Source organism: Subtercola sp. Z020, assembly GCF_002931235.1.
Classification (GTDB): domain Bacteria; phylum Actinomycetota; class Actinomycetes; order Actinomycetales; family Microbacteriaceae; genus Subtercola.
In genome coordinates this window covers 22,622-47,161 of the sequence record NZ_PSTT01000109.1, presented here as the reverse complement: position 1 = coordinate 47,161, position 24,540 = coordinate 22,622, and the positions used below count along the sequence as shown (strand labels likewise).

Genomic DNA, 24,540 nt, shown 5'->3' with positions numbered 1-24,540 from the left:
CCGCGCCGTAGCGAGAGACGACGACCAGCGCAGCCACGACCGACGACGACCAGCGCAGCCACGACGAAAGACGAAGGGGAAGACGGGATGTGCGGCAGGTTCGCGATGAACAAGGAGACCGATGACCTCATTCTGGAGTTCATCGCGCGCGGGGGGAGCGCAGAAGACTGGCGACCGAGGTACAGTGTCGCGCCGACGGACGAGGCCCCGATCATCCGAGAGCGCGTGGAGAGAGCCGACGACGCCGCAGCCGACGATCGCGCCGGTGCGGACGCGCCTGGGGGCGTCGAGCGGGGCGTCGAGCGGAGCCTCGAGCTCGCGAAATGGGGGCTGAAACCGGCCTGGTCGAAGCCGGGCGGGCCCGCCCCGATCAATGCGCGGCTCGAGTCGGTGGCGACGAACGGAATGTTCCGCAGCGCCTTCGCCTCCCATCGCTGCATCGTGCCGATGACCGGGTACTACGAATGGCAGCAGCAGAGCGACGGCAAGCAGCCCTACTTCATCCACGCCGATGTCGAGGTGCTCGCCGCTGCCGGTCTCTACAGCGTGCGCAAGGAGAACGACGACTGGCACGTGACCTTCACGATCATCACCCGTGAGGCGCGGGATGCGTCGGGAGAGGTGCACGATCGTATGCCCGTATTCCTGCAGCCCGACCTGTGGACGCAGTGGCTCGACCCCGACCGTGTGACGGCTCCGGATGCCCTGCTGCACCTGCTCGATCGCAGCTCGACCTCGGTGGCCCGTTCCATCACCACCTACCCGGTGGCGCGCACGGTCAACAATTCGCGCACCCTCGACCCGGCCGATGCGACGCTGATCGAACCCGTCGACCTGGCAGGCTGAGCGTCAGGCGCGGTTCGACGCAGCGGCCTCCAGCGCCGGAAGGGCGTTCAGCAGCCGACCGATCTCATCGTCGCTCTGGTCGGCGAGCAGCTGCAGCACGCGGTTGGTGCGCGACAGCTTCGCCGCGGCGACGGCCTCCACACCCGACTCCGACGCGCGGAGGAGAAAGGAACGACCGTCGGCCGGGTCGGGTTCGCGCTCGACGAGCCCCCGGTTCTCGAGGTCGGCCACGATGCGGGTCATCGTCGGCGCGGCCACGTTCTCGAGGCGCGCGAGGTCGCTCGGGCGGAGGGGGCCGGCGTTCTTCACGCTCGAGAGCGCGGAGAGCACGCCGTTGCTCAACTCGTCTCCGACCGGACGGATGCGGCGGTTCAGCCTGCTGATGGCCAGCGTCAGGCGTTCGGCAACGTCGTGGCGGTCGATGCTGGATTCGTCTGGCATTCCTCGACTTTACACCGGGGAGCTGGAGGCCCCCGACAGCTCCTGCGGGCTTTCGGCGGGGGATTCGTCGGCGTGCACGTACTTCGAACCGCGGGTGATCGACATGACCGCGGCCACCACCGACATTGCCGCAGCCACGACGAAGACGAGCACGAGCCCGTCGTGGAACGGATCCGACAGCAGCTCGGGAAAGAAGGTCTTCCCGGTCAGCATGGCGACGTTCTGGCTCGAAAGCGAGCTCAGGATGCCCGACGGCCCCAGCAGGTTCTCGATCGGGTTGTAGCCGAGGAATGCGGCGAACAGGCTGCCGACCGGGGGAGTCTGGCCGACCTGGGCCGCGACATCCGCAGGCACGCCGTTCTGGCTGAGGCCGGCGGTCATCGCACTCGGCAGCGACGACGCCAGCCCCGCGATCATCAGGGAGAAGAACACGCCGATCGACAGCGAGCTGCCCGCATTGAGGGCGGCTCCGGCCATCCCGGAGGCCGAGCCCCGCTGGTTCGCCGGCACGCTGTTCATGATCGCGGTGCGGTTCGGTGAACTGAACAGGCCCGATCCGATACCGCTGAGGCCGGTGATCAGCGCGAACTCCCAGTACTCGAAGTTGACGGGGATGAGCAGCAGGGCGATGAACGTCGCTGCGTTCAGGAGCAAGCCGATCGTCGCGAAGGCGCGGGCGCCGAAGCGGTCGGAGAGGGCGCCGGAGAGCGGCCCGGCGATGAGGAAGCCGATGGTGATCGGCAGGAGGTAGATGCCCGCCCAGAGCGGAGTGTCTTCGTACGAGTAGCCGTGTAGCGGCAGCCAGATGCCCTGCAACCAGATGATCAGCATGAACTGCAGGCCGCCGCGGCCGATCGCTGCGAGGAGACCCGCGAAGATGCCGCTGGAGAACGCCCGGATTGCGAACAGGTGCATGTTGAACATCGGGTTCGGCACCCGCAGTTCGATCAGAACGAAGACCACCAGCAAGGCGAGGCCCCCGATGATCGCGGCCAGCACCCACGGGTTCAGCCAGCCCATCGTCTGGTCTCCGTAGGGCTGGATGCCGTAGGTGATTCCGGCGAGCACGGCCGTCAGCCCGACCGCGAAGGTGATGTTGCCGGGCCAGTCGACCGAGCTCTTCGCCGAGGTGCCGACCTCGTGCAGCGACTTGTACGACCAGATCGTGCCGATGATGCCGATCGGCACACTCACGAAGAAGACGGCGCGCCAGTCGACGACGGCGAGCAGTCCACCGACGATCAGGCCGATGAAGCTGCCGGCGATGGCGGCGACCTGGTTGATGCCGAGGGCGAACCCCCGCTTGTTCACCGGGAAGGCGTCGGTGAGGATTGCGGTCGAGTTCGCGAACAGCATCGCGCCGCCGACGCCCTGGACCACGCGCCAGACGATGAGCCACAGGGCTCCGGCGCCGGCGGTGAACGGGTCGAGGGCCAGGGCGATCGACCCCACCGTGAACACGATGAAGCCGATGTTGTAGATCTTCACCCGGCCGAAGATGTCGCCCAGCCGCCCGAAGGTCACCACGAAGACCGCTGTGACGAGCATGTATCCCATCAGGATCCACAGCAGGTAACTCACGTTGCCGGGTTCGAGCGGGTTCAGGCCGATGCCGGTGAAGATCGCCGGCAGCGAGATGATCACGATCGAGGAGTTGATCGTCGCCATCAGCACACCGAGAGTGGTGTTGCTGAGCGCGACCCACCGGTATCGCGGGTGGTCTTTGGTGAAGAGTGCGGTGCGAGAGGCCACAGGATGCTCCGAAGTCGGTCAGTGGCTAGTTGCTTTAGCCTAACTAACTATACGTCTCTCGGGCCGGCCGGAGCCACGGCCGGAGCCACGGCCGGAGCCACGGCCGCGACTGACCCGGATGGCGCCCGCACCCAGGGCCACGATGACCAGGCCGATCAGGATGACGTAGAACGAGACGGAGAGGTAGCCGTTCGGCGACGTGGCGGGGTTCAGAAAGGGGTACGGATACCACGGTGCGCCGGTCGCGGCGTCGATGGCCAGGGGCCCGCGCACCAGGGAGTACAGCACCCAGACGATCGGGAAGGCCACGATCGCCCACAGCTTCTTCCACTCCAGCGGAACGCGACCGGGCGCGAACAGCCAGTCGAGAAGCAGGTAGAGAGGCGCGATGACGTGCAGGATCTCGTTCGACCAGGCGAGCGTCTGGCCCTGCGGCAGAGCGATGCCCCGCAAGAGGAGGTTGTAGACGATTCCGGTGGTGACCATGTAGGTGACCACGGCGGCACGCACGGTCGTGAAGAGCACCGGGTCGGGGTGCACGCGACGGGCGACCAGCACGACCCCGGCGAGAAGCACGACGACACTGGCGGCGTTCGAGTCGATCGTGAAGAAGCTGAAGAAGTTGACGGCCACGAACCCGACGGAGGCCGGGTCGGCCGCCGCCGCGTTCCCCGCCGAGTGGATGAGCTGCCCGATGATCGCGGCGGCGATCGCCACGGCCACGACCGTTCGGAGCACGCTGAAGAGGAGCCTCATGGCCACAGCTTAGAGCGCAGTCACGCCGCTGTCGCGAACGACCCCTCTGCCTGCGACGACGGACGGATCACGCCGTCGTCGGGAACCACCGAATCGTGCGCGACATGCGTCGAATCAGCGATCACCGCGCGGTCACCGATGCGGGTGTGGCTGCCGATCTTCGCGCCCCGGCCGATGCGCGAATCCATGCCGACGTGCACGTTCGCACCGATGAAGACGCCTGCGCCCACGAGGGCGCCCTTGTCGATCCAACTGCCTGCTCCGATCCATGCGCCCTGGCCGACCTGCGCATCGGGTTCGACGTAGGCCGACGACTCGATGTAGGCGGTCGGGTGCACGGTGGCGGTCGCGGAGATGAAGCCTCGCCCATTCAGGTGGTGCTTGTACCGCGCGAGCTCGCCGAACTCGTTCTCGATCTCCACATACACTTTGCTCAACGCTGTCTCCCTGCCCTGCTTGTATCTTTGATACATGCAACACCGCAGATGGGTAGTCGATTCCCTACAGCCTGCAAATCAGCTGGATGTTTCGGAGGGCGACGGGTCGGGTGCTGCGGTGGCTGGCGCTGCTGTTGCTGCCGGTGTCGCTGCTGCCGGTGTCGCTGTCGCCGCTCTTGCTGCTGTCGCTGCCGGCCGGGGGCGGCGGGCGGCCAGCCGGATGATCGCCAGCACCGCGAGGGCGATGACCCCGAGCGTGACGAGCCACGGCACGAGTACGCCGAACGCGACGAGTGCGGCCGACAGGGCGGTCACGAGCGAACTCCAGCCGGTGCCGAGCCCGCTCCAGAAGTCGCCCGGCGTCGCGACCGCGACCGCCTCGGTGCGGGCGATGCTCACGGTGATCGACGAGTACTGAACGGTGTCGGCGATCGCGTTCTTCTGCGCGGTGAGGCCGTCGAGGTCGGCCTGACGTTCAGAGAGGGTCGATTCCAGCGCGATGAGATCGGTGGTGTCGCTCGCCTTCGCCATCAGGTCGAGTAGCCGGTTCACCGAGGTCTGCAACGCGGTGATGCGTGCGTTCACGTCGCTGACCTGGGCGGTGACATCAGTCGCCGTGATGGCCACGGAGTCGACGGTGGCCAGCGTCTTCAGCCCGTCGACGGCCTCATCGACTCTGGCACTCGGGATGCGCAGCACGAGATCGGCGCGGGCCTGGCCCGACGACTGCTCTGTACGGTTGTCGACGTGGCCGCCGAGCCCGGTTGCGAGGGCGACCGCCCGGTCAGCTGTGCCCACCGGGTCGTCGGCCCGCAGCGCGATGGTTCCCGTCGTCACGACCTGCGCGTCGGGGAGGAGGGGCGCGGCATCGCGGCCTGCACCCGGCGCTCCCGCTGCGAGCGATCCACCGCTGTCGGAGGCACCCGGCTCGTCGGGCACGACCTCGCTGGTGCCCGATGAGCCGCCGGATGTGCCGGAGCCGCCGGATGGGCCCGAGGCGTTCGACGACGAGCTGCCGAAGGCCGAGCATCCGGCCAGCAGCAGCGTCGAGGCGAGCACGCCGATGACGAGGATTTTTCGTTTCATGCGGCAACTGTAGAGAGAAGACGCTGAGAACAAGCCCCACGGGACAACATGGTTACGGGGTTGTTATGCGCCCTAGGCTGAAGGAATGCATTCACGTGAACTCGGCCGTACCCACCGCACCGTCTCAGAGATCGGACTCGGAACCTGGCAGCTCGGTGCAGACTGGGGTGACGTGCGCGAAGCGGATGCCCTGGCTGTGCTCGATGCGGCGGTCGACTCCGGCGTGACCCTCTTCGACACGGCCGACGTGTACGGCGACGGGCGCAGCGAGCAGACGATCGGCTCGTACCTGTCTGCCAATCCCGGGCATTCGATCACGGTGGCGACGAAGATGGGTCGCCGCGAGGCCCAGGTCGCCTCGAACTACGTGCTCGACAACTTTCGCCTGTGGACGGATCGCTCGCGCCAGAACCTGGGCGTCGAGACTCTCGACCTCGTGCAGCTGCACTGCCCGCCCACCGAGGTGTTCAGCGACGACGCTGTCTACGATGCGCTCGACACTCTGGTCTCCGAAGAGCGCATCGCGGCCTACGGATTCAGCGTCGAGACGACGGAACAGGCGCTGACGGCGATCGCGCGGCCCGGCACTGCGACGATCCAGATCATCCTGAACGCCTTCCGCCTCAAGCCGCTCGACGAGGTGCTGCCGGCCGCGCGCGAAGCCGGTGTGGGAATCATCGCGCGGGTGCCGCTCGCGTCGGGGCTCCTGAGCGGCAAGTACACGGCGGAGACGACCTTCGACGCGAACGATCACCGCACCTACAACCGCGACGGCAGCGCCTTCGACGTCGGGGAGACGTTCTCGGGCGTCGACTTCGAGACCGGGGTCGAGGCCGCCCGCGCCTTCGCCGAACTCGTTCCGCAAGGGGTGGCGCCAGCGACGGCCGCCCTGGCGTGGGTGGCGCAGCAGCCGGGGGTGAGCACGGTCATCCCCGGTGCCCGCAATCCCGGCCAGGCCGTCGCCAACGCGTCAGCCGGCTCGGTGCCTCCGCTCGGAACGGCCTTCGACGAGGGGGTTCACCGCATCTACGACCGCTACTTCCGGGGCAGCATCCACTCCCGCTGGTGAGCGTGCGGGGCTCCGGCGGCCGTCTCGATTCTCAGCCGACGTCGTCGGGGTCGCGCCCGGTGCGCTCGCCGCTCTCGAGCGTGGCGATCAGGGCCAGATCGTCGTCGTCGAGCGAGAAGTCGAAGATGTCGATGTTGCTGGCGATGCGCGACGGAGTGATCGACTTCGGAATCACCACGTTGCCGAGCTGAACATGCCACCGGATGACGACCTGCGCGGCGGAGACGCCGTGCCTGGCTGCGATCTCGTCGAGAACCGGGTTGTCGAGAACCCGGCCGCGGGCGAGCGGCGACCAGGCCTCGGTCGCGATTCCGTGCGCAGCGTGGTACGCGCGCAGCTCCGCCTGCGGCAGCCACGGGTGCAGTTCGACCTGGTTCACGCTCGGCACGATGCTCGTCTCGGCCGCGAGCCGGTCGAGGTGGTGGGTGTGGAAGTTGGAGACACCGATCGAGCGGGCCAGACCATCGGCCTGGATCTTCTCCAGGGCACGCCACGTCTCGACGTAGCGGTTCTGCTTCGGTGCCGGCCAGTGGATGAGGAACAGGTCGACGTACTCCAGCTGGAGTCGCTGCAGGCTCTCATCGAACGAGCGCCGCGCTTCGTCGTAGCCGTGCCGGTCCTGGAACACCTTCGTGGTGACGAAGATCTCTGCGCGGGGCACCGCCGCACGTTTCACCGCTTCGCCGACACCGGTCTCGTTGTCGTAGAGGGTGGCCGTGTCGATGTGCCGGTAGCCGCTCTGCAGGGCGGAGGCGATGGCATCCACCGCCTCCGAATCGGAGACCTTGTAGACGCCCAGGCCGACCTGGGGGATGCTGTGGCCGTCATTGAGCGGGATGAGCGGAGCGGTTGTCATGGCTCCATTCTCCCGCGTTCGACCGTCTCTGCTCAGCCCGAGACCGTGGCGAACGGTTCGGTGTCGGCGATCGGGCTCGCATCCCTGCCGCGGAGGTCGGGGTGCCAGCTGCGCAGAACGAGCGGAACGAGGAAGCCGACGAGGGCGAGGCCCGCTGCCACGAGGAAGGCGCCGGTCGGCCCCTGGGCGTCGATCAGGAAGCCCGCGAGAGCCGACCCGACCGCCGCGCCGATGAGCTGCCCTGTGCCGACCCAGCCGTAGGCCTCCGCGGTCTCGCTGAATCGAACGCTCGACGACACGATCGAGAACATCACCGCGAGGGCGGGGGCGATTCCCACACCGGCGAGAAAGAGGAACACCGACAGCCACCAGACATTCAGCGAGATGGCGGCGATCGCCGTGCCGATGAAGACCACGAGCATCCGCTGGGCGAGCGCCCATGGGCCGATTCCGACGTGCCCGAGTGCGAGGCCGCCGACGAGCGAGCCCACAGCGAAGATCGCCAGCACGATGCCGGCTTCGGCGCCGCCGTGCCCGAAGGAGGCGACCACCCCGGCCTCGATCGCAGCGCAGGCCGCCACGAGGAGGAAGCCGACGATGGTCGCCAGCAGCACGGGGGGCTTCGTCAAGACGGCGCCGAGACGCTTACGGCTGCGCGGGATGCGTACACGGCCGAGCTCGGGGCTCGAGAGGAACCAGGCTCCGCCGCCGATCAGGAACGCGACCGCGAGCAGGATGCCCTCGATCGTGCCGACCTGTGTCGCGGTGAAGGTGGTGATGACCGGGCCGACGACCCAGATGATCTCCTGGGCAGACGCGTCGAGGGAGAAGAGCGGCGTGAGCTGCTTCGAGTTCACCATCTTCGGGTAGATGGTGCGCACGGCGGGTTGGATGGGCGGCATGGTGAGGCCGGCCACGAGGGCCACGCCCATCGTCACCGGGATGGTCATCGGCACCAGGGCGATGACGGAGACGGCGAACGCGCAGATCACGATGGTGCCGGTGATGACGGGGCGCATGCCCCAGCGGCCCATCAGCCGGCTGGTCAGGGGCCCGGCGATGGCCTGCCCGATCGACAGTGCGGCAAGCACGAGGCCGGCGGCGCCGTACGAGCCGTGCACGCGCTCGATGTGCAGCAGGAAGGCGAGCGAGAGCATACCGAAGGGGAAGCGGGCCACCAACTGGGCGGCCATGATCCGCCCGACGCCCCGGGTCTTCAGAAGATTCGCGTAACTACTCACAAGAGATCAAGTGTACCGGTTGGACGGTACAAACCTTCCTGTCGTCTCCGAACGGTCACCCTTCGGCAACCGACTGTTCCGGTCAGCTCGCCAGCAGCTTCTGCAGTCGCTGCAGCGAGACGGGTTCGGCGGTGCCGAGCGACTGCGCGAACAGGCTGATGCGCAGCTCTTCGATCATCCACCGCGCCCGGATGAGCAACGGGCTCAGCGCCGTCGCCGCATCCGGTGGCAGGGGCAGCAGCCCTCCCGAGGCCTCGTATCGTGCCGTCGCATTCTGTACCTCCGTCATCCAGGCCCGGTCCCGTGCCGGTGCGTCAGGCAACTTTTGCATGCGCTGCTCAAGGCCTGTCAAGTACCGTGGATAATTCCGCAGTTGAGCGATGCCTGTGGAGGAGATGAAGCCGGGGAACAGCAGTGCGCCGAGCTGCGCCCGCGCGTCGGAGAGCGCCGGCAGCAGGGACACGCTGGTGACGGCCTTCAGAGCCCGCTCCGCATCCCGCGCCTTCGTGAGCGAGGCAGCGACGGTGGCGACGGTCTGGTACATCGCGTCGATCAGCCCCGACGACAGTCTGTCCCGAACGGCGTCGAACTCCGGCTTCGTGCGCACGAGGCCATCCGGGTGCAGGGCGCGAAGCGCGTCGTCGGCGCACGCCTTCAGGCAGTCGTCGAACAGCGCCTGGATGCTCGGGTAGGGGCTGGTCGCCAGAATGAGCTTCTCGTTCTGGCTCAGGTGGTCGCGAACGTAGGAGACGGGGGAGGCGACGTTCAGGAGGAGGAGTCGGCGGATGCCCGCGGGCGTCACCCTGTCGGCTTCCTGCTGGGTGCTCATCAGTTTCACCGCAACGGAGGTCTTCTCCTCCACAATCGCGGGATACGCGCGAATCACACTGTTCTGGAGTCTCGTGTCCACGAAGGTCGGCAGTTCCGTAATGTCCCATGTCGTGAGGCCGCTCCGCTCGATCGAGTGGGCGCTCGAACGGGATGCTCGGGCGACGCTGTCGCGCGCAGCCGACTGGAACCGGGCCTGCAGTGCAGGCAGGTCCTTCGACGACGCGACAGTGGCACCCTTCTCGTCGACGACGCGGAAGGTGACAGAAAGGTGAGACGGAATGCGACTCCGGTCGAAATCAGAGACAGCAACGGGAACGTACGCCAGCCGCGACATGGTCTGTGCGAGGGAGGAGAGAAAGGCCAGATCGCCTGCCGACCCCCGGGCGCCCGATCCCCGGGCGCCCGATCCCTGGGTGCCCGATCCCGGGGTGCCCGGCGTCGCCTCGTCGGGCAGCGCCGTGAGGAGCTTCGCCGCCCAGTCGGTGGCGGGTACGAAGTTGCGGCGAATGGCCTTCGGCAGCGAACGGATCAGTGCGGTCACCAGTTCTTCGCGAAAACCCGGAACCTGCGCTTCGAACCCGGCGGCGTCGAGCCTCGGCAGCAGCGCCAGCGGAACGGTGACGGTCACACCGTCGTCGTCGGAACCCGGCTCGAACCGATACGCGAGGGCGAGCTGCTGGTCGCCCTGCTGCCAGATCGCCGGGAACTTCGACTCGTCGATCTCCGGCGCACCCTCGGGCAGAAGCGATTCGACGGTCATCGTGAGCAGATCGGGGGAGTCGTAGCGGGTCTTCTTCCACCAGCCGTCGAAGCTCCGTGCGGTGTTCACGTCGCGTGGAACCCGCTTGTCGTAGAACTCGAAGACCGCTTCGTCGTCGAGCAGCAGGTCGCGCCGGCGACTGCGCTCCTCGATCTCGGCGAGCTCGTCGCGAAAGCGCCGGTTGTCGAGGTCGAAGGCGTGGTGCGACTCCCACTCGCCGTCGACGAGCGCGTGGCGGATGAAGAGTTCGCGTGCGTAGGCCGGGTCGACGCGCGAGAACTGCACACGGCGCCGCGGGATGATCGGCACCCCGTAGAGCGTGACCCGTTCGTAGGCGACGACGGCGCCCTGCTTCTTCTCCCAGTGCGGCTCGGAGTAGCTCCGCTTGCAGAGGTCGCCCGCGAGCTGCTCGGCCCACGCCGGATCGATCGAGGCGTTCATGCGGGCGAACAGCCGGCTCGTCTCGACGAGCTCGGCGCTCATGACGGCGTTCGGCTGCTTCTTCGACAGGGCAGACCCGGGGAAGAGGCTGAATCGGGTCTGTCGCGCGCCGACATAGTCCTTCTTGGCGACGTCTTTCAGACCGATGTGTGAGAGGAGACCGGAGAGTATCGATCGGTGGATTCCGTCAGGGTCGACAGACGGATCGCCGATCACCAGGTTCAGGGGCTTGCTGAGCTGCCGCAACTGCCGAAAGACATCCTGCCATTCGCGCACACGCAGGTAGTTGAGGTGCTCGGCCTTGCAGAGCCGACGGAAGGCGCTCGACGAGAGTTCCCGTTGACGTTCCTCCAGGTAGTTCCACAAATTCAACAGCGTGAGGAAGTCGCTCGTGGGGTCGGTGAACCGCGCGTGGAACTCGTCTGCCCGCTGGCGCTTCTCCAGCGGGCGTTCACGCGGATCCTGCACGGTCAGCCCCGCGACGATCGCCATCACTTCGCGGCTCGAGCCATGATTCTTCGACTCGATGACCATGCGGGCGAAACGTGGCTCGATGGGCATGCGGGAGAGATCGCGCCCGACGCGGCTGAGTGTGGGCACAGCCGATGTGCCGGGCTTGCCCGGGGCCGAGCCGGGTGTGTTGATCGCACCCAGCTCGCTCAGCAGGTCGAGCCCGTCTTTGATGCCGCGCGAATCCGGGGCCTGGAGGAAGGGGAAGGAGGCGATGTCGCCGAGGCCCAGTGAGATCATCTGCAGGATGACGGCGGCGAGGTTGGTGCGGAGGATCTCGGGTTCGGTGAACTCCGGGCGCGCGAGGTAGTCCTGCTCGGAGTAGAGGCGGATGCAGATGCCGTCACTGGTGCGGCCGCTTCGCCCGGCACGCTGGTTCGCGGAGGCCTGCGAGATCGCCTCGATCGGAAGGCGCTGCACCTTCGACCGCACGCTGTAACGGCTGATGCGGGCGGTTCCGGTGTCGATGACGTACTTGATCCCCGGAACGGTGAGGCTCGTCTCTGCCACGTTCGTCGCCAGAACGATCCGGCGCCGGATGCCCGGGGTGCTCGTTCGCTGGAACACCTTGTGCTGGTCTGCCGCCGACAGCCGCCCGTAGAGCGGCAGTACCTCGGTGGCGGAGCCGAGCGAGCCCGACCGACCGGAGTTCAGCCGGCCGCGGATCGACTCTTCGGCGTCGCGGATCTCGTTCTCGCCCGAGAAGAACACCAGCACGTCGCCGTCGCCCTCGCGGGCGAGCTCGTCGAGGGCGTCGTTGACGGCGTCGAGGGGATCGCGGTCGGCGGTGGCGTCGTCGACGTCGTCAAAGGTCTCACCGTCGGCGACCAGCGGGCGGTAGCGAACCTCCACCGGGAACGTTCGACCGGAGACCTCGATGATGGGTGCGCCGCCGAAGTGCCGCGAGAAGCTCTCGGGGTCGATGGTGGCGGAGGTGACGATGACCTTGAGGTCGGGGCGCTGGGGCAGCAGCTCCCTGAGGTAGCCGAGCAGGAAGTCGATGGTGAGGCTGCGCTCGTGAGCCTCGTCGATGATGATCGTGTCGTACTTCTTGAGCAGCCGGTCCCGGTGGATCTCGTTCAGCAGAATGCCGTCGGTCATCAGCTTGATGCGGGTGTTCGGCCCGACCCGATCGGTGAAGCGCACCTGGTAGCCGACGAGGTCGCCCACCTCCTGGCCGAGCTCTTCGGCGATGCGCTCGGCGATCGTGCGGGCAGCGATGCGCCGGGGCTGGGTGTGGCCGATGCTGGTGCGACCGAGCTCGAGGCAGATCTTGGGAATCTGCGTCGTCTTGCCCGATCCCGTCTCGCCGGCGATGATGACGACCTGGTTGGCTTCGATCGTCGCCGCGATCTCCTCCCGGAGCTTGCTGACGGGGAGCTCGGGCGGAAAGTGGATCGACTCGGGAATCATTGGCCTTCCAGTCTACAAGCGCCGAACCCGGCTCGGGCAGGGGTGAGCGCGGCGGCCGGCCGCCACACCGGTGCTCGTTCTGTCGCCGCGTACGCTGGGATCATGGCCAACCGACTCGGCGACGCGATCAGCCCGTACCTCCGTTCGCACAGTGACAACCCGGTGGACTGGTTCCCCTGGGGGGAGGAGGCGTTCGCCGAAGCCGAGCGCCGGGACGTGCCGGTGCTCGTCTCCATCGGGTACTCCACGTGCCACTGGTGCCACGTCATGGCGAGGGAGAGCTTCAGCGATCCGGCGCTCGCGGCCGAGCTCAACAGGGGCTTCGTGACGATCAAGGTCGACAGGGAGGAGCATCCCGAGGTCGACTCCGTGTACCTCGCGGCCGCGGGAGCGTTCACGCAGAACCTCGGCTGGCCGCTCAACGTGTTCGTCACACCGCAGGGCCGGGCGTTCTTCGCCGGCACCTACTCCCCGCCGGTGGCGGTGCAGGGGAACCCGTCGTTCCGGCAGGTTCTGGGAGCGGTCGAAGAGGCGTGGACGACGCGACGGGCCGATGTCGAGAGCACGGCCGCCCAGCTCCTGGCCGCGCTGGTCGCGGCGGGCGAGGGTGCCGCCGACGAGGGTGACGCGGCAGCAGGTGACGCTGCCGCTTCGGGGGAGGCGCCGCGCGAAGCGGCCGACCGTGACCGCGACCTCGACGACGGGGTGCCCACGGCCGCCCAGCTGGCCCAGGTCGTGTTCGAACTCGACGCCTACGAAGACACCGTGCACGGGGGGTTCGGCACGGCGCCGAAGTTCCCCGTCGCACCCGTGCTGCAGTTCTTGCAGGCGATGGATGCGCCTGTCGCCGATCGCGCCCTGCAGGCCATGGCGGCTTCCGATCTGCGGGACCCCGTCGAAGGCGGCTTCTTCCGCTACGCCACGCGGCAGGACTGGAGCGACCCGCACTACGAGCGCATGCTGTACGACAACGCCCTGCTGCTCGACGCCTACACGACGGCGGCCGAGCGACACCCCGGCGCAGAATGGGCCCGCTCGACGGCCGAGGGCATCGCGTCGTACCTCGTCGAGCAGATGCAGCAGCCCGCCGGCGGTTTCGCGTCGGCCCAGGATTCCGAGAGCACTGTCGCGGGCGAGCGCACGGAGGGCGGGTACTACGCGCTCACGGCGGAGGCGCGCCGCGCCGAGGTGCCGCCGGCATTCGACCTGAAGATCCTGACCGGCTGGAACGGGCTGGCCATCGGAGCCCTCACCCACGCGGGGACCGCCTTCGGCGAGCAGAGTCTGGTCGAGGCGGCCCGGCGGAGCGCCGACTACCTGCTCGAGAACCATCTGCGAAGCGACGGTTCCCTTGTTCGCGCATCGCTCGAGGGCCGGGTCTCGGATGCCCGGGCCACCCTCGAGGACTACGGCATGTTCGCCACCGCGCTGCTGCAGCTCGGAGCCGCGACGGGTGACGAGCGCTACAGCAGTGAGGGAGCACGCCTGCTCGACAGCATCCTGGCGCTCGGATCGGCCGAGAACGCCGCCGAACCGTGGGGGGTTCCCGGCGGGGGCGACCCCGTGCTCGCCGCCCGCGGCCTGCTGCTCGAAGGGGATGTCTCGGAGGGTGCGTACCCGTCGGGCAACAGCGCGGCGGCCCGTGCCGCGTTCCTGCGCTATCGGGAGACCGGCGACGACCGCTACCGGCACGCCGTGCTGCGCGCGCTCGTTCCGGTTGCAGCCGATGCGCTCTTGCGGCCGATCGGCTTCGGGGCAGCTCTCGAGCTGCTGGTGCGCCTGCGCGCGGAGTCACCCACCGCCTGACACGCCAGACCCAGCTGACACGAGAGCCGTCTGACGCGAAACCAGCTGCCGCCCCAGCGCTACCCGATCGGGCGCTCCTCGGCGGCCCACTTCGCGAAGCCACCGGTCAGCACCGAGACGCGCTCGAACCCGAACGAGCGGAACAGCCACCAGAGCCGCATGGCCTCCTGGCCCGACGCCGTGTCGTAGACGACGACCGTCGTCTCGGTCGTGATGCCGAGGCCGTCGAGGGCGGTGCCGAAACGGGTGGCCGAGGGGCGCGCATACGGCTCAGCGCCCGACGGGTCGGAGAAGTCGCCGGCGAGATCGGCGTAGAGGGCGGTCGCGATGTGCAGCCGGTCGAAGTTCTGCCGCGTGGCCGAGGCATCGAGCACGACCATCGTGTCGGAGCCGAGGTGGTCGCAGAGCCACTGGGTCGACACGGCAGACGGGGCCGCCGGCAGCGCTGCGGGCGAGGCGAGGAACGAGGAGAAAGAGGAGAAAGAGGAGAAAGAGGAGGGGAAGGAGCTGGAAGCAGTCGAAGCGTTCACCCGGCTCACGCTAGTGGCGACGGGTGACATCCGGCTGAACGTCTGCAGAACGCCTCTAGCGGATCGTCTTTCGCGCCGTGATCTGGCCGGTGTCGAAGCCGAGCAGGTGGAGTCCCCCGTGAAAGCGGGCGTGCTCCACCTTGATGCAGCGGTCCATCACGACGGTCAGTCCCTTGCTCTCGCCGTGCACCGCGGCATCCTGGTTCCAGATGCCGAGCTGCACCCAGACCGTCTTCGCGCCGCTCGCGACCACGTCGTCGATCACGGCGGGGATGTCGCTCGCCTTGCGGAAGACGTCGACGATGTCGGGCACCTCCGGCAGCGACGCGAGGTCGGGGTAGGCGGGATGCCCGAGGATCTCGGTCGCGTTCGGGTTCACGAAGTACACCCGGTAGGTGCTCGACTGCAGCAGGTACGTCCCCACGAAGTAGCTCGAGCGGGCCGGGTTCGGCGAAGCGCCGACGATCGCGATCGACTTCGCGGCACGGAGGATCTTCAGGCGCCCCTTGGCATCGGGACCGACCCAGGTGCGTTCCGGTGTCGCAGGCGAGGTGAGCGTCATGAGAGACCTTCCGTTGCTTTCGACAGGGCCTGGTCGAGGTCGTAGATGATGTCGTCGGGGTCTTCGATTCCGACGCTGATGCGCACGATGCCGGGCAGCACGCCCGCTTCGAGCAGCTGCTGCTCGTTCAGCTGGGCGTGGGTGGTCGAGGCGGGGTGGATGACCAGGGTCTTCGCGTCGCCGATGTTCGCCAGGTGGCTCGCCAGGTCGACGGACTCGATGAACGTGCGCCCCGCATCCCGCCCGCCCTTCACTCCGAAGCTGAACACCGAGCCCGGCCCCTTCGGCAGGTACTTCAGGGCACGGTCGTGGTGCGGGTGCGCCGGCAGCCCGGCCCAGTTGACGAACTCGATGCGGGGGTCGGCATCCAGCCACTCGGCGACGATGCGCGCGTTGTCGACGTGCGCCTGCATGCGGAAGGGCAGGGTCTCGACGCCCTGCGCCAGGAGGAACGCCGAGTGCGGCGCGAGCACCGGGCCGATGTCGCGCAGCTGCTCGGCGCGCAGCCGGGTCAGAAACGCGTACTCCCCGAAGTTGCCCGACCACTCGAGGCCACCGTAGGTCGGCACCGGTTGACCGAACAGCGGGAACTTCTCACTGTGCCAGTCGAATAGCCCACTCTCGACCACGACGCCGCCGAGGGTCGTGCCGTGGCCGCCGAGGAATTTGGTCGCCGAGTGGATGACCACATCGGCGCCCCACTCCATGGGCCGGTTCAGGTAGGGCGTCGCGATCGTCGAGTCGATGATGAGGGGCAGGCCGTGCGCGTGTGCGACGTCGGCGAGGCCCTGGATGTCGGCGACCTCGCCCGACGGGTTCGCCACCGTCTCGGCGAAGACCAGCTTGGTCTTGTCGGTGATCGCCGCGGCGTAGTCGGCCGGGTCGGAGCTCCGCACGAAGGTCGTCTCGACGCCGAAACGGCGGAGCGTGACATCCAGTTGCGTCACCGAACCGCCATAGAGATTGGCCGACGACACGATGTGGTCGCCCGCGCCGGCGAGCGAGGCGAAGGTGATGTACTGGGCAGCCAGGCCGCTGGCCGTGGCGACGGCGCCGAGGCCGCCCTCAAGGCTCGCGACGCGCTCCTCGAAGGAGGCCACGGTCGGGTTCGAGAGCCGGCTGTAGACGTTGCCGTACTTCTGCAGGGCGAAGCGGGCCGCGGCATCCGCCGTGTCGTCGAACACGAAAGCCGAGCTCTGGTAGATCGGCAGCGCACGTGCGCCCGTCACCTCGTCGGGGATGTTCCCGGCGTGGATTGCCCGCGTTCTAAAGCCGTATTCGCGATCTGCCATGGCTTGAATCTACCGGAGCAGCAAACTGCCGGAGCACTCGCAACGAACAGAACTAAGCTGTGTGACGTCAACGTCGACTGAGAGAAGTGCTTCATGAGTACAGGTTTTGCCACGATGTCCGTCGCCTCCATTCTGGTCGAGGCCGCGAAACGAACGCCCGATCGGGTCGCCATCGTGGTGGGTGAGTCGCAGACCACCTACGCCGAGCTCTGGCAGCAGACGCGGCAGTATGCCGGTGCCCTTCGCGACAGGGGAGTGGGACCGGGAACCGCCGTCGCCATGCTCATTCCGAACGTGGCCGACTTTCCGCGCATCTACTATGCGGTGCTGTCGCTCGGCGGCGTCGTGGTGCCGATCCACGCCCTTCTGAAGGGCAAGGAGATCGAATACGTGCTGCGTGACAGCGGCGCCGAACTGCTCGTCTGCGCGGCTCCGCTGCTCGCAGAGGGCGCGAAGGGCGCTGCGCTCGCCGGTGTGCCCGTTCTGAGCGTGCTGTTGCCCGAGGCGAACCCCGAGCTGCCGCCGCGTCTCGAAGACGAGAGCCGGGCATCCGTTCCCATCGACACCTACGTGCAGCGGAACCCCTTCGACACCGCCACCATCCTCTACACCAGCGGCACGACCGGCACGCCCAAGGGCGCTGAGGGGTCGCACCTCGCGCTCGTCGAGCAGGTCAACGTGTCGCTGATGACCACCTTCGACATGGAGGAGGGCGACCGGGTGCTGGGGGCGCTTCCGCTCTTCCACACCTTCGGCCAGACCTGCACGATGAACACGGTCTTCCGCGCCGGGGCGACGCTCGTGATGGTGCCGAAGTTCGACGGCGACACCGCCCTCAAGGTCATGAACGACCAGCAGTGCACCATCTTCATGGGCGTTCCGACGATGTACATTGCGCTTCTGGATGCCGCGGGCCGCACCGAAGCGCGCCCGCCGCTGCGCTACGGCATCTCGGGCGGGGCGGCCATCCCCGTCGCCGTGATCAACCGCTTCAAGGAGCTGTTCGGCACCGAGATCCACGAGGGATACGGGCTGACGGAGACCTCGCCGGTGGCGACCTTCAACATGGTCGGTGTGCCGCCGCGCGCGGGCACGATCGGTACGCCGATCTGGGGTGTCGACGTCGAGATTGCCGACGCGGAGGTTGCCGAGACGATCGAGCTGCTGCCGACCGGTGAGCTCGGCGAGCTGGTGATCCGGGGGCACAACCTGATGAACGGATACCACAACCGGCCCGACGACACGGCGAAGGCGATGGTCGACGGCTGGTTCCGCACCGGCGACCTCGGCCGGAAGGACTCCGACGGCTACCTCACCATCGTCGATCGAACGAAGGACATGATCCTCCGGAACGGCTACAACGTGTACCCGCGCGAGGTCGAGGAGGTGCTGGCGGCGCATCCCGCCGTCTCGATGGTCGCCGTGTACGGCGTTCCGCACGAGACGCACGGGCAGGAGATCGTGGCCTCGGTCGTGTTGGCGTCGGGTGCGTCGGCGACCGTCGACGAACTGCTCGCTTTCGTGAAGGAGGATGTGGCGGCGTACAAGTACCCCCGCCACATCGACATCGTCGAGTCGCTGCCGCTCGGCCCCTCCGGCAAGGTGCTGAAGCGCGAGCTCGTCGCCGCCTACGCCGCCCGCGAGCAGGAGCCGGTCGTCGGCTGACGCGGCGCCGCCCGCTGGGCCTACCGGCAGGGCGTCAGCGGAGGAGGGACACCGCCGCCAGCGACAGGAGGGCGATCAGCAGCCAGGAGGCGAGGCCCACGAGCAGGGCGCGCCAGCCGGTGCGAGCCAGGGCGGCGAAGCGGATGTTCGAGCCGAGGCCGAACAGCGCCATGCCGAACAGGATGGTCTGCAGGGTGTCGGCGACCGACAGCACCGGGGCGGCGATGGATGCGCCGCTCGGGTCGAGCACGAAGGTGCGCACCAGCACCGCGGCCAGGAAGCCCACGATGAACAGCGGCACGATCGCGGGCCGCGCTCCGGTCGACGCCGGGCGGGTGCCGGCCTGAACGGCCCGGCTCTCGCGCCGACGCTCGACGAAACCCACGATCGCCACCATCGGAGCCAGCGTCAGCACCCGCGTGAGCTTCACCACGACGGCGACCGCCAGCGCCGCGGGCCCGGCGATCTGCGCCGTCGCGACGACCTGGCCCACATCGTGCACGCTCAGCCCGACCCACAGCCCGAAGTCGGCATCGTCGAGCCCGAGCGGGAAGCGGAGCGCCGGGAGGATGAAGATCGCGAGGGTTCCGCAGAGCGTCACGAGCGCGACCGGCGTGGCCTGGTCTTCGTCTTTGCTGCGGGTCACCGCGCCCATCGCTCCGATCGCCGAGGCGCCGCAGATCGAGAAACCGGCGGCGATCAGAATGGGCTGGGTTCCGGGCAGGCGCAGCAGCTTCCCGAGTCCGAGGGTCGCCGCGAAGGTGATGCCGACGACGAGAACGATCACGAGGATGGTCGGCCAGCCGAGCCCGGCGATGTCCACCAGCGAGAGCTTCAGCCCGAGCAGCACGATGCCGATGCGGAGGAGGCGCCGCGCAGCCACCGCGATACCGGGCTTCAGGATGCTGTCGAGCAGTCGTTGCGTCGCGGGAATCTGGCCCACGATCATCCCGAGCCCCACCGCAGCGGTCAGCAGCGGGATCGCCGGCACCGCGAGGTGCAGCAGGAAGGCGACCAGCGTGGCGGCACCGGCGACCACGAGGCCCGGCAGCCACCGCGGGCCGCGCAGGGAACGCCCGCCTACCGCCACGACGGCAACCAGTAGTGCAACGTCAGCAGCCAGCCCGGGATCGGCTGCGCCGTCCACACCGGCCAGAAGAACACCGACACCGCGATCGCGAGTACGAGGTAGGCCGCCACGACCCAGAGCGCCGAGACGCGTTTTCGCCGGGCATCCGTTCGCCGACCGAGCGCCAGCCCGATCACGAACGTCAACCCGAGAATCATGTACGGCTCGAAGGCGATTGTGTAGAACTGGAAGATCGTGCGGTTCGTGAACAGCAGCCAGGGAAGGTATCCGCCGACCATTCCCATCAGAATGATGCCGACCTGCCACTCGCGCTTGCGAATGAGACGGTAGACGAGGAAGAAGATGGCAGCGGTCGCGGCCCACCAGATGGCCGCGTTGCCCACGGAGGTGATGTTCTCGTAGCAGGTCTGCTCGCCGCAGCCGCCCGACCCGTCGCTGATCGTGTTCACGTACATCTGCGTCGGCCGGATCATGAACAGCCAGGTGAACGGATTCGCCGCGTAGGGGTGGGGCGAGTGCTCGTTGACGTTGAAGTTGTAGACAGAAGCCTCGAAGTGCCAGAAGTTCTGGATGGTCAGCGGCACCCAGGCGAGGCCGCCGGTCCAGGGCGTACCGTCGGTCTGCGCCCAGTTGCGGTAGTAGCCGTTCGAGCTGGCGAACCAGCCCGTCCAGGTCACGAGGTAGCTGGCCAGGTAGATCGGCACGATCAGCACGAGGGAGGCCAGGCCCTGCTTCAGGATGCTCGCGCTGAGCCAGAACGGGAGGCCGGCGCGTCGGCGGGCCAGGGCATCCACCAGCACCGTGTAGAGCGCGAACGCGACCAGGAAGTAGAGGCCCGACCATTTCACGGCCGTCGCGAGACCGAGGGTGAGGGCCGCGACCATCAGCCACGGTCGCCACCAGATCGCGGGGCCCCAGAGAACCTCGTGGCCCTCGCGCTCGCTCTGTTCTATCCGCGCCGCCAGGCGTTTCAGATGCCACTCGCGATCGAGCAGGAAGGCACCGAAGCCGAGCAGCAGGAACAGCATCAGAATGCCGTCGAGAATGCCGATGCGGGCCATCACGATCGCGTGGCCGTCGATCGCGAACAGGAAGCCGGCGATCGTGCCGAGCAGTGTCGAGTGGAAGAGTTTCGTGCCGATCAGCGAGATCAGCAGCACGCCGAGAATGCCGCAGACGGCCACAGAGACGCGCCAGCCGAAGCTGTTCTCGGCGCCGAAGACCGCGAGGCCGAGGGCGATGATCCACTTGCCGAGGGGCGGATGCACGACATACCCCGGAGCGTCGAGGTACGAGTTCACGTCGCCGGCGTTGAAGGCCGGGTCGGGCGTCGCCGGCCACGAGCCCTCGTAGCCGAGGTGGAGGAGCGACCAGGCGTCTTTGACGTAGAACGTCTCGTCGAAGACCAGGCTGTGCGGGTCGCCGAGGTTCCAGAGCCGGAGGATCGCGGCCAGCAGGGTGACGGCGAGGGGGCCGCCCCAGCGCCACGCGCGCTGCCGGGCCGGGGTCGAGACGAGACCGGCCCACCACGTGTCGAGCCGACTGCCGCGCGGGCGCTCGGGCTTCGGCGGAGCGTCGCCGGCGAGCGGGTCTGGCGCGGGGGTCGCGGAGTCGGTGGCTTGGCTCACCCGCCCATGGTACTGGTGCAGACTGGAGCGCATGATCATCCTGGCCGCCACGCCCATCGGCAACCTCAAGGATGCCTCCGTGCGCCTCGTCGAGACCCTCGAGGCCGCCGAGGTCGTCGCTGCCGAAGACACCCGCGTCACGGCGAAGCTGCTGCGCGCGCTCGGCGTCGAGAACCGGCCCCGCCTCATCGCCCTGCACGACCACAATGAGCGCGAGAAGGCCCTCGAACTCGTCGAGCTCGCGCGCACGACCGACCTCGTCGTGCTGAGCGATGCCGGTATGCCGACCGTCTCGGATCCGGGGTTCCATCTCGTGCAGGCCGCGGTCGCCGGGGGAGTGGATGTCACGATCATCCCGGGCCCGTCGGCCGTCGTCTCGGCGCTCGCCGTCTCGGGCCTGCCGACCGACCGATTCACGTTCGAGGGTTTTCTGCCGCGGAAGCAGGGCGACCGGCTGCGGGTGCTGCGGGAGCTGGTGCGGGAGCGCCGCACGATGGTGTTCTTCGAGTCGCCGAACCGGCTCGAGGCTTCCCTCGCCAACATCGCGTCTGCCTTCGGCGACGACCGGCTCGTCGCGGTCTGCCGGGAGCTCACGAAGCTCTATGAAGAGGTGCGGCGGGGCACCGCGGCGTCGCTGGTCGAGTGGGCGGCGGCCGGGGTGAAGGGCGAGATCGTGCTGGTCGTCGCCGGCGCGGAGGCTCTCGAGGTCACACTCGAGGTCGGTGTGGCCCAGGTGCAGGAGCTCGTCTCCGACGGCACGCGGCTGAAAGACGCGGCCGCCGCCATCGCCGATGCCACCGGCCTCAGCAAGCGCGACCTGTACGAGGCGGCCCTCGCCGCCCGGGTGGAGGCCCGGCACGCCTTAAGATGAGGAGCATGTCCGACGGCTCCTCTTTCTACATCACCACGCCGATCTTCTATGTGAACGACGTGCCCCACATCGGGCACGCCTACACCGAGGTCGCCGCCGACGTTCTCGCGCGCTGGCACCGCCAGGCGGGCGACCCCACGTGGTTCCTCACCGGCACCGACGAGCACGGCCAGAAGATCCTCCGCACCGCCACGGCCAACGGCGTCACGCCGAAGGAGTGGGCCGACCGCCTCGTCGCCACGGCCTGGCAGCCGCTGCTGAAGACGATCGAGATCTCGAACGACGACTTCATCCGCACGACCGACGAGCGGCACGAGACCAACGTGCAGCTCTTCCTGCAGCGCCTCTTCGACGCCGGCTACATCTACACGGGCGACTACGAGGGCTTCTACTGTGTGGGCTGCGAGGAGTACAAGCAGCCCGGCGACCTGGTCGACGGCACCGGCCAGTACGAGGGCGTGCAGGTGTGCGCCATCCACTCGAAGCCGGTCGAGCTGCTGCAGGAGCGCAACTACTTCTTCCGCATGAGCGACTTCACCCAGCCGCTGCTCGACCTGTACGAGTCGAACCCGGGGTTCATCCAGCCCGAGAGTGTGCGCAACGAGATCGTCGCGTTCGTGAAGCGCGGCCTCACCGACCTCTCCATCAGCCGGCAGTCGTTCGACTGGGGCATCAAGGTCCCGTGGGACGACACGCACGTCGTCTACGTCTGGTTCGACGCGCTGCTGAACTACATCACCGCGGCCGGCTACGGCAGCGACGACGCCCGCTTCGCGGAGCTGTGGCCCGCGACCCACATCGTCGGCAAAGACATCGCGCGCTTCCACGCCGTCATCTGGCCGGCCATGCTGATGGCCGCCGGCCTCGACGTGCCGAAGCAGGTCTTCGGCCACGGCTGGCTGCTGGTGGGCGGCGAGAAGATGTCGAAGTCGAAGCTCACCGGCATCGCGCCGAACCAGATCACCGACACGTTCGGGTCTGACGCATTCCGCTACTACTTCATGAGCGCCATCAACTTCGGGCAGGACGGCTCCTTCAGTTGGGAAGACCTCTCGGCCCGCTACCAGGCCGAGCTCGCGAACGGCTTCGGCAACCTCGCCTCGCGCGTCGTCGCCATGCTCATCCGCTACTTCGACGGGCGGGTTCCGGATGCCGTGACCCTCGCCGAGGCAGACGAGAACCTTCGCGCACTCGAACACCGCGTGGTCGCCGAGGCAGACGCCGCCATCGAGCGCCTCGCCATCCACGAAGCGATCGGCGCCGTCTGGCAGCTGGTCGACGAGCTGAACGGCTACATCACCGCCCAGGAGCCGTGGAAGTTGGCGAAGAACCCCGACGACCGTCCGCGCCTCGAGGCGGTGCTCGCGACGGCCGTGCACGGTGTCGGCACCCTCGCCGTGCTGCTCTCGCCGGTCATCCCCGAGGCGACGGCGAAGCTCTGGAGCGCCCTCGGCGGCGTCGGCGAGATCGGCGAAGTGCCCATCCGTGCCGCGTTCGACTGGCAGGGCAGCGGAACCGTGACGGCCCTCGAGCCGCTCTTCCCGCGCGTCGAGACCATCGAAGGCGCGGCGTGAGCGACGCGGGCGGCGGTGCACCGTCGCGCGGCCGCGACCTGACGTATCCGCCGCCGCCGCAACCTCTCGTGGTGCCGGTGTACGACAATCACACCCACCTCGAGATCATCCCTCAGCGCTCGGCCAGCCCAGACGGAGCGCCGGGCGAGCAGCTCTCGTACCGCGAACAGCTCGACCGGGCATCCAGTGTCGGCGTCGCCGGGGTCGTGCAGGTCGGCACTGACGTCGAGACCTCGCGCTGGTCGGCGGAGCAGGCCCTCCGCGAGCCGCGGATGCTCGCCGCCGTCGCCCTGCACCCGAACGAAGCCCCCGTGCACGACCGGGCCGGCGACCTCGACGACGCACTCGCCGTGATCGCAGAGCTGGCGACCCGGCCCCGCGTGGTGGCGGTCGGCGAGACCGGGCTCGACTTCTTCCGCACCTCGGGCGACGAGGCGATCGCGGCGCAGTACCGTTCGTTCGAGGCGCACATCGAGATCGCGAAAGAGAACGACCTCGCCCTGCAGATCCACGACCGGGATGCCCACGCCGAGGTGATCGCGACCCTGAAGCGGGTCGGCGCGCCCGAGCGCACGGTGTTCCACTGCTTCTCGGGTGACGTCGAACTCGCCCGCATCTGCGCCGAGAACGGGTGGTTCATGTCGTTCGCCGGCACCGTGACGTTCAAGAACGCAGGCAAGCTGCGCGACGCGCTGGCCGTCGCGCCCCGCAACCTGCTGCTCGTCGAGACCGACGCCCCCTATCTGACGCCGACGCCGAACCGCGGCCGGCCGAACGCGCCGTACCTCATCCCGCACACGCTCCGCGCGATGGCCGAGCACCTCGGCACCGATGCGTCGATGCTCGCCGCGCAGATCACCTCGAACACCGAGCTGGTGTACGGCTCGTGGAACGCCGAGCCCGTCGTCCTGCCCGGCCGGGACGACTGATGCCGCCCCGCACAGCGCTCCCCGCCCGCCTCCCGCTCCCCACCCACGCCGGCGCCCTCTACCGCGAGATGGTCACTTCCGGGCGAGACCGACGGCCCTACCTGACCGTCTCGGCGCGAACTGTCCGTCTCGCGGGCCAAGCGGCGGGGGAGGT

Annotated in this window: 20 protein-coding genes; 7 read left to right on the top strand and 13 right to left on the bottom strand. The window is 68.3% G+C overall.

Going from position 1 to position 24,540, the window contains the following annotated elements:
- Window positions 1-87 precede the first annotated feature (87 nt).
- Complete coding sequence (locus tag C5B96_RS14425) at window positions 88-846, top strand: SOS response-associated peptidase (protein WP_104246047.1); 759 nt, start codon at window positions 88-90, stop codon at window positions 844-846.
- 3 nt (window positions 847-849) lie between these two features.
- Here the strand turns inward: C5B96_RS14425 and C5B96_RS14420 are convergent, their stop codons facing one another.
- The 5 genes from C5B96_RS14420 to C5B96_RS14400 form a co-directional block, all read right to left on the bottom strand.
- The gene (locus C5B96_RS14420) at window positions 850-1,287 is read right to left on the bottom strand and encodes a MarR family winged helix-turn-helix transcriptional regulator (protein ID WP_104246046.1); all 438 of its coding nucleotides are present in this window, start codon (window positions 1,285-1,287) and stop codon (window positions 850-852) included.
- Between the two features lie 9 nt (window positions 1,288-1,296).
- Entirely contained in the window at window positions 1,297-3,039 is a 1,743-nt protein-coding gene (locus C5B96_RS14415) for an MFS transporter (protein ID WP_233189220.1), read from the bottom strand.
- A gap of 39 nt (window positions 3,040-3,078) precedes the next feature.
- Window positions 3,079-3,795: a Pr6Pr family membrane protein gene (locus C5B96_RS14410; RefSeq protein WP_104246045.1), complete on the bottom strand. Its 717-nt coding sequence runs from the start codon at window positions 3,793-3,795 to the stop codon at window positions 3,079-3,081.
- Window positions 3,796-3,815: 20 nt separating this feature from the next.
- On the bottom strand, window positions 3,816-4,223 hold the full coding sequence (locus C5B96_RS14405) for a hypothetical protein (RefSeq protein WP_233189222.1): 408 nt from the start codon (window positions 4,221-4,223) through the stop codon (window positions 3,816-3,818).
- Between the two features lie 87 nt (window positions 4,224-4,310).
- Window positions 4,311-5,318 (bottom strand): DUF4349 domain-containing protein, encoded by a 1,008-nt coding sequence (locus C5B96_RS14400; protein ID WP_104246043.1) that lies wholly within the window; start codon window positions 5,316-5,318, stop codon window positions 4,311-4,313.
- 85 nt (window positions 5,319-5,403) lie between these two features.
- On the opposite strand from C5B96_RS14400, the gene C5B96_RS14395 reads away from it, so the two are divergent.
- A complete protein-coding gene (locus tag C5B96_RS14395) occupies window positions 5,404-6,387 on the top strand; it encodes an aldo/keto reductase (RefSeq protein ID WP_104246042.1) in 984 nt (327 codons plus the stop codon).
- Window positions 6,388-6,418: 31 nt separating this feature from the next.
- Here the strand turns inward: C5B96_RS14395 and C5B96_RS14390 are convergent, their stop codons facing one another.
- The 3 genes from C5B96_RS14390 to hrpA form a co-directional block, all read right to left on the bottom strand.
- Window positions 6,419-7,243, bottom strand: coding sequence for an aldo/keto reductase (locus C5B96_RS14390; protein ID WP_104246041.1), 825 nt, complete (start codon window positions 7,241-7,243; stop codon window positions 6,419-6,421).
- 32 nt (window positions 7,244-7,275) lie between these two features.
- A complete protein-coding gene (locus C5B96_RS14385; RefSeq protein WP_104246040.1) occupies window positions 7,276-8,484 on the bottom strand; it encodes an MFS transporter in 1,209 nt (402 codons plus the stop codon).
- Between the two features lie 82 nt (window positions 8,485-8,566).
- Window positions 8,567-12,439, bottom strand: a complete 3,873-nt coding sequence (hrpA, locus tag C5B96_RS14380) for an ATP-dependent RNA helicase HrpA (protein WP_199176667.1) — start codon at window positions 12,437-12,439, stop codon at window positions 8,567-8,569.
- Window positions 12,440-12,541: 102 nt separating this feature from the next.
- On the opposite strand from hrpA, the gene C5B96_RS14375 reads away from it, so the two are divergent.
- The gene (locus tag C5B96_RS14375; protein ID WP_104246065.1) at window positions 12,542-14,245 is read left to right on the top strand and encodes a thioredoxin domain-containing protein; all 1,704 of its coding nucleotides are present in this window, start codon (window positions 12,542-12,544) and stop codon (window positions 14,243-14,245) included.
- Between the two features lie 59 nt (window positions 14,246-14,304).
- Here C5B96_RS14375 and C5B96_RS14370 read toward each other — a convergent pair whose 3' ends face one another.
- Genes C5B96_RS14370 through C5B96_RS14360 form a run of 3 tightly spaced genes read right to left on the bottom strand, consistent with a single transcriptional unit; the run spans window position 14,305 to window position 16,629 of the window.
- Window positions 14,305-14,775, bottom strand: a complete 471-nt coding sequence (locus tag C5B96_RS14370) for a sulfurtransferase (RefSeq protein ID WP_158507196.1) — start codon at window positions 14,773-14,775, stop codon at window positions 14,305-14,307.
- Between the two features lie 55 nt (window positions 14,776-14,830).
- A complete protein-coding gene (locus tag C5B96_RS14365) occupies window positions 14,831-15,337 on the bottom strand; it encodes a CoA-binding protein (protein ID WP_104246038.1) in 507 nt (168 codons plus the stop codon).
- Window positions 15,334-16,629, bottom strand: coding sequence for an O-acetylhomoserine aminocarboxypropyltransferase/cysteine synthase family protein (locus C5B96_RS14360; RefSeq protein ID WP_104246037.1), 1,296 nt, complete (start codon window positions 16,627-16,629; stop codon window positions 15,334-15,336). Before C5B96_RS14360 ends, C5B96_RS14365 begins: the two co-directional genes overlap by 4 nt.
- Window positions 16,630-16,722: 93 nt before the next feature.
- On the opposite strand from C5B96_RS14360, the gene C5B96_RS14355 reads away from it, so the two are divergent.
- Window positions 16,723-18,294: a long-chain fatty acid--CoA ligase gene (locus C5B96_RS14355; protein WP_104246036.1), complete on the top strand. Its 1,572-nt coding sequence runs from the start codon at window positions 16,723-16,725 to the stop codon at window positions 18,292-18,294.
- Between the two features lie 34 nt (window positions 18,295-18,328).
- On the opposite strand, the gene C5B96_RS14350 is transcribed toward C5B96_RS14355, so the two are convergent.
- Both C5B96_RS14350 and C5B96_RS14345 read right to left on the bottom strand, forming a co-directional pair.
- A complete protein-coding gene (locus C5B96_RS14350) occupies window positions 18,329-19,384 on the bottom strand; it encodes a YeiH family protein (protein WP_199176666.1) in 1,056 nt (351 codons plus the stop codon).
- Window positions 19,375-21,012, bottom strand: a complete 1,638-nt coding sequence (locus tag C5B96_RS14345) for a dolichyl-phosphate-mannose--protein mannosyltransferase (RefSeq protein WP_233189219.1) — start codon at window positions 21,010-21,012, stop codon at window positions 19,375-19,377. The genes C5B96_RS14350 and C5B96_RS14345 overlap by 10 nt, the downstream gene beginning before the upstream one ends.
- Before the next feature lie 31 nt (window positions 21,013-21,043).
- On the opposite strand from C5B96_RS14345, the gene rsmI reads away from it, so the two are divergent.
- From rsmI to C5B96_RS14330, 3 genes are read left to right on the top strand one after another with little or no spacing between them, the layout of a single operon-like run.
- Window positions 21,044-21,883 (top strand): 16S rRNA (cytidine(1402)-2'-O)-methyltransferase, encoded by an 840-nt coding sequence (rsmI, locus tag C5B96_RS14340; protein ID WP_104246035.1) that lies wholly within the window; start codon window positions 21,044-21,046, stop codon window positions 21,881-21,883.
- A gap of 5 nt (window positions 21,884-21,888) precedes the next feature.
- Entirely contained in the window at window positions 21,889-23,457 is a 1,569-nt protein-coding gene (gene metG / locus C5B96_RS14335) for a methionine--tRNA ligase (RefSeq protein ID WP_104246034.1), read from the top strand.
- The gene (locus C5B96_RS14330; protein WP_104246033.1) at window positions 23,454-24,386 is read left to right on the top strand and encodes a TatD family hydrolase; all 933 of its coding nucleotides are present in this window, start codon (window positions 23,454-23,456) and stop codon (window positions 24,384-24,386) included. The genes metG and C5B96_RS14330 overlap by 4 nt, the downstream gene beginning before the upstream one ends.
- Window positions 24,387-24,540: the final 154 nt, after the last annotated feature.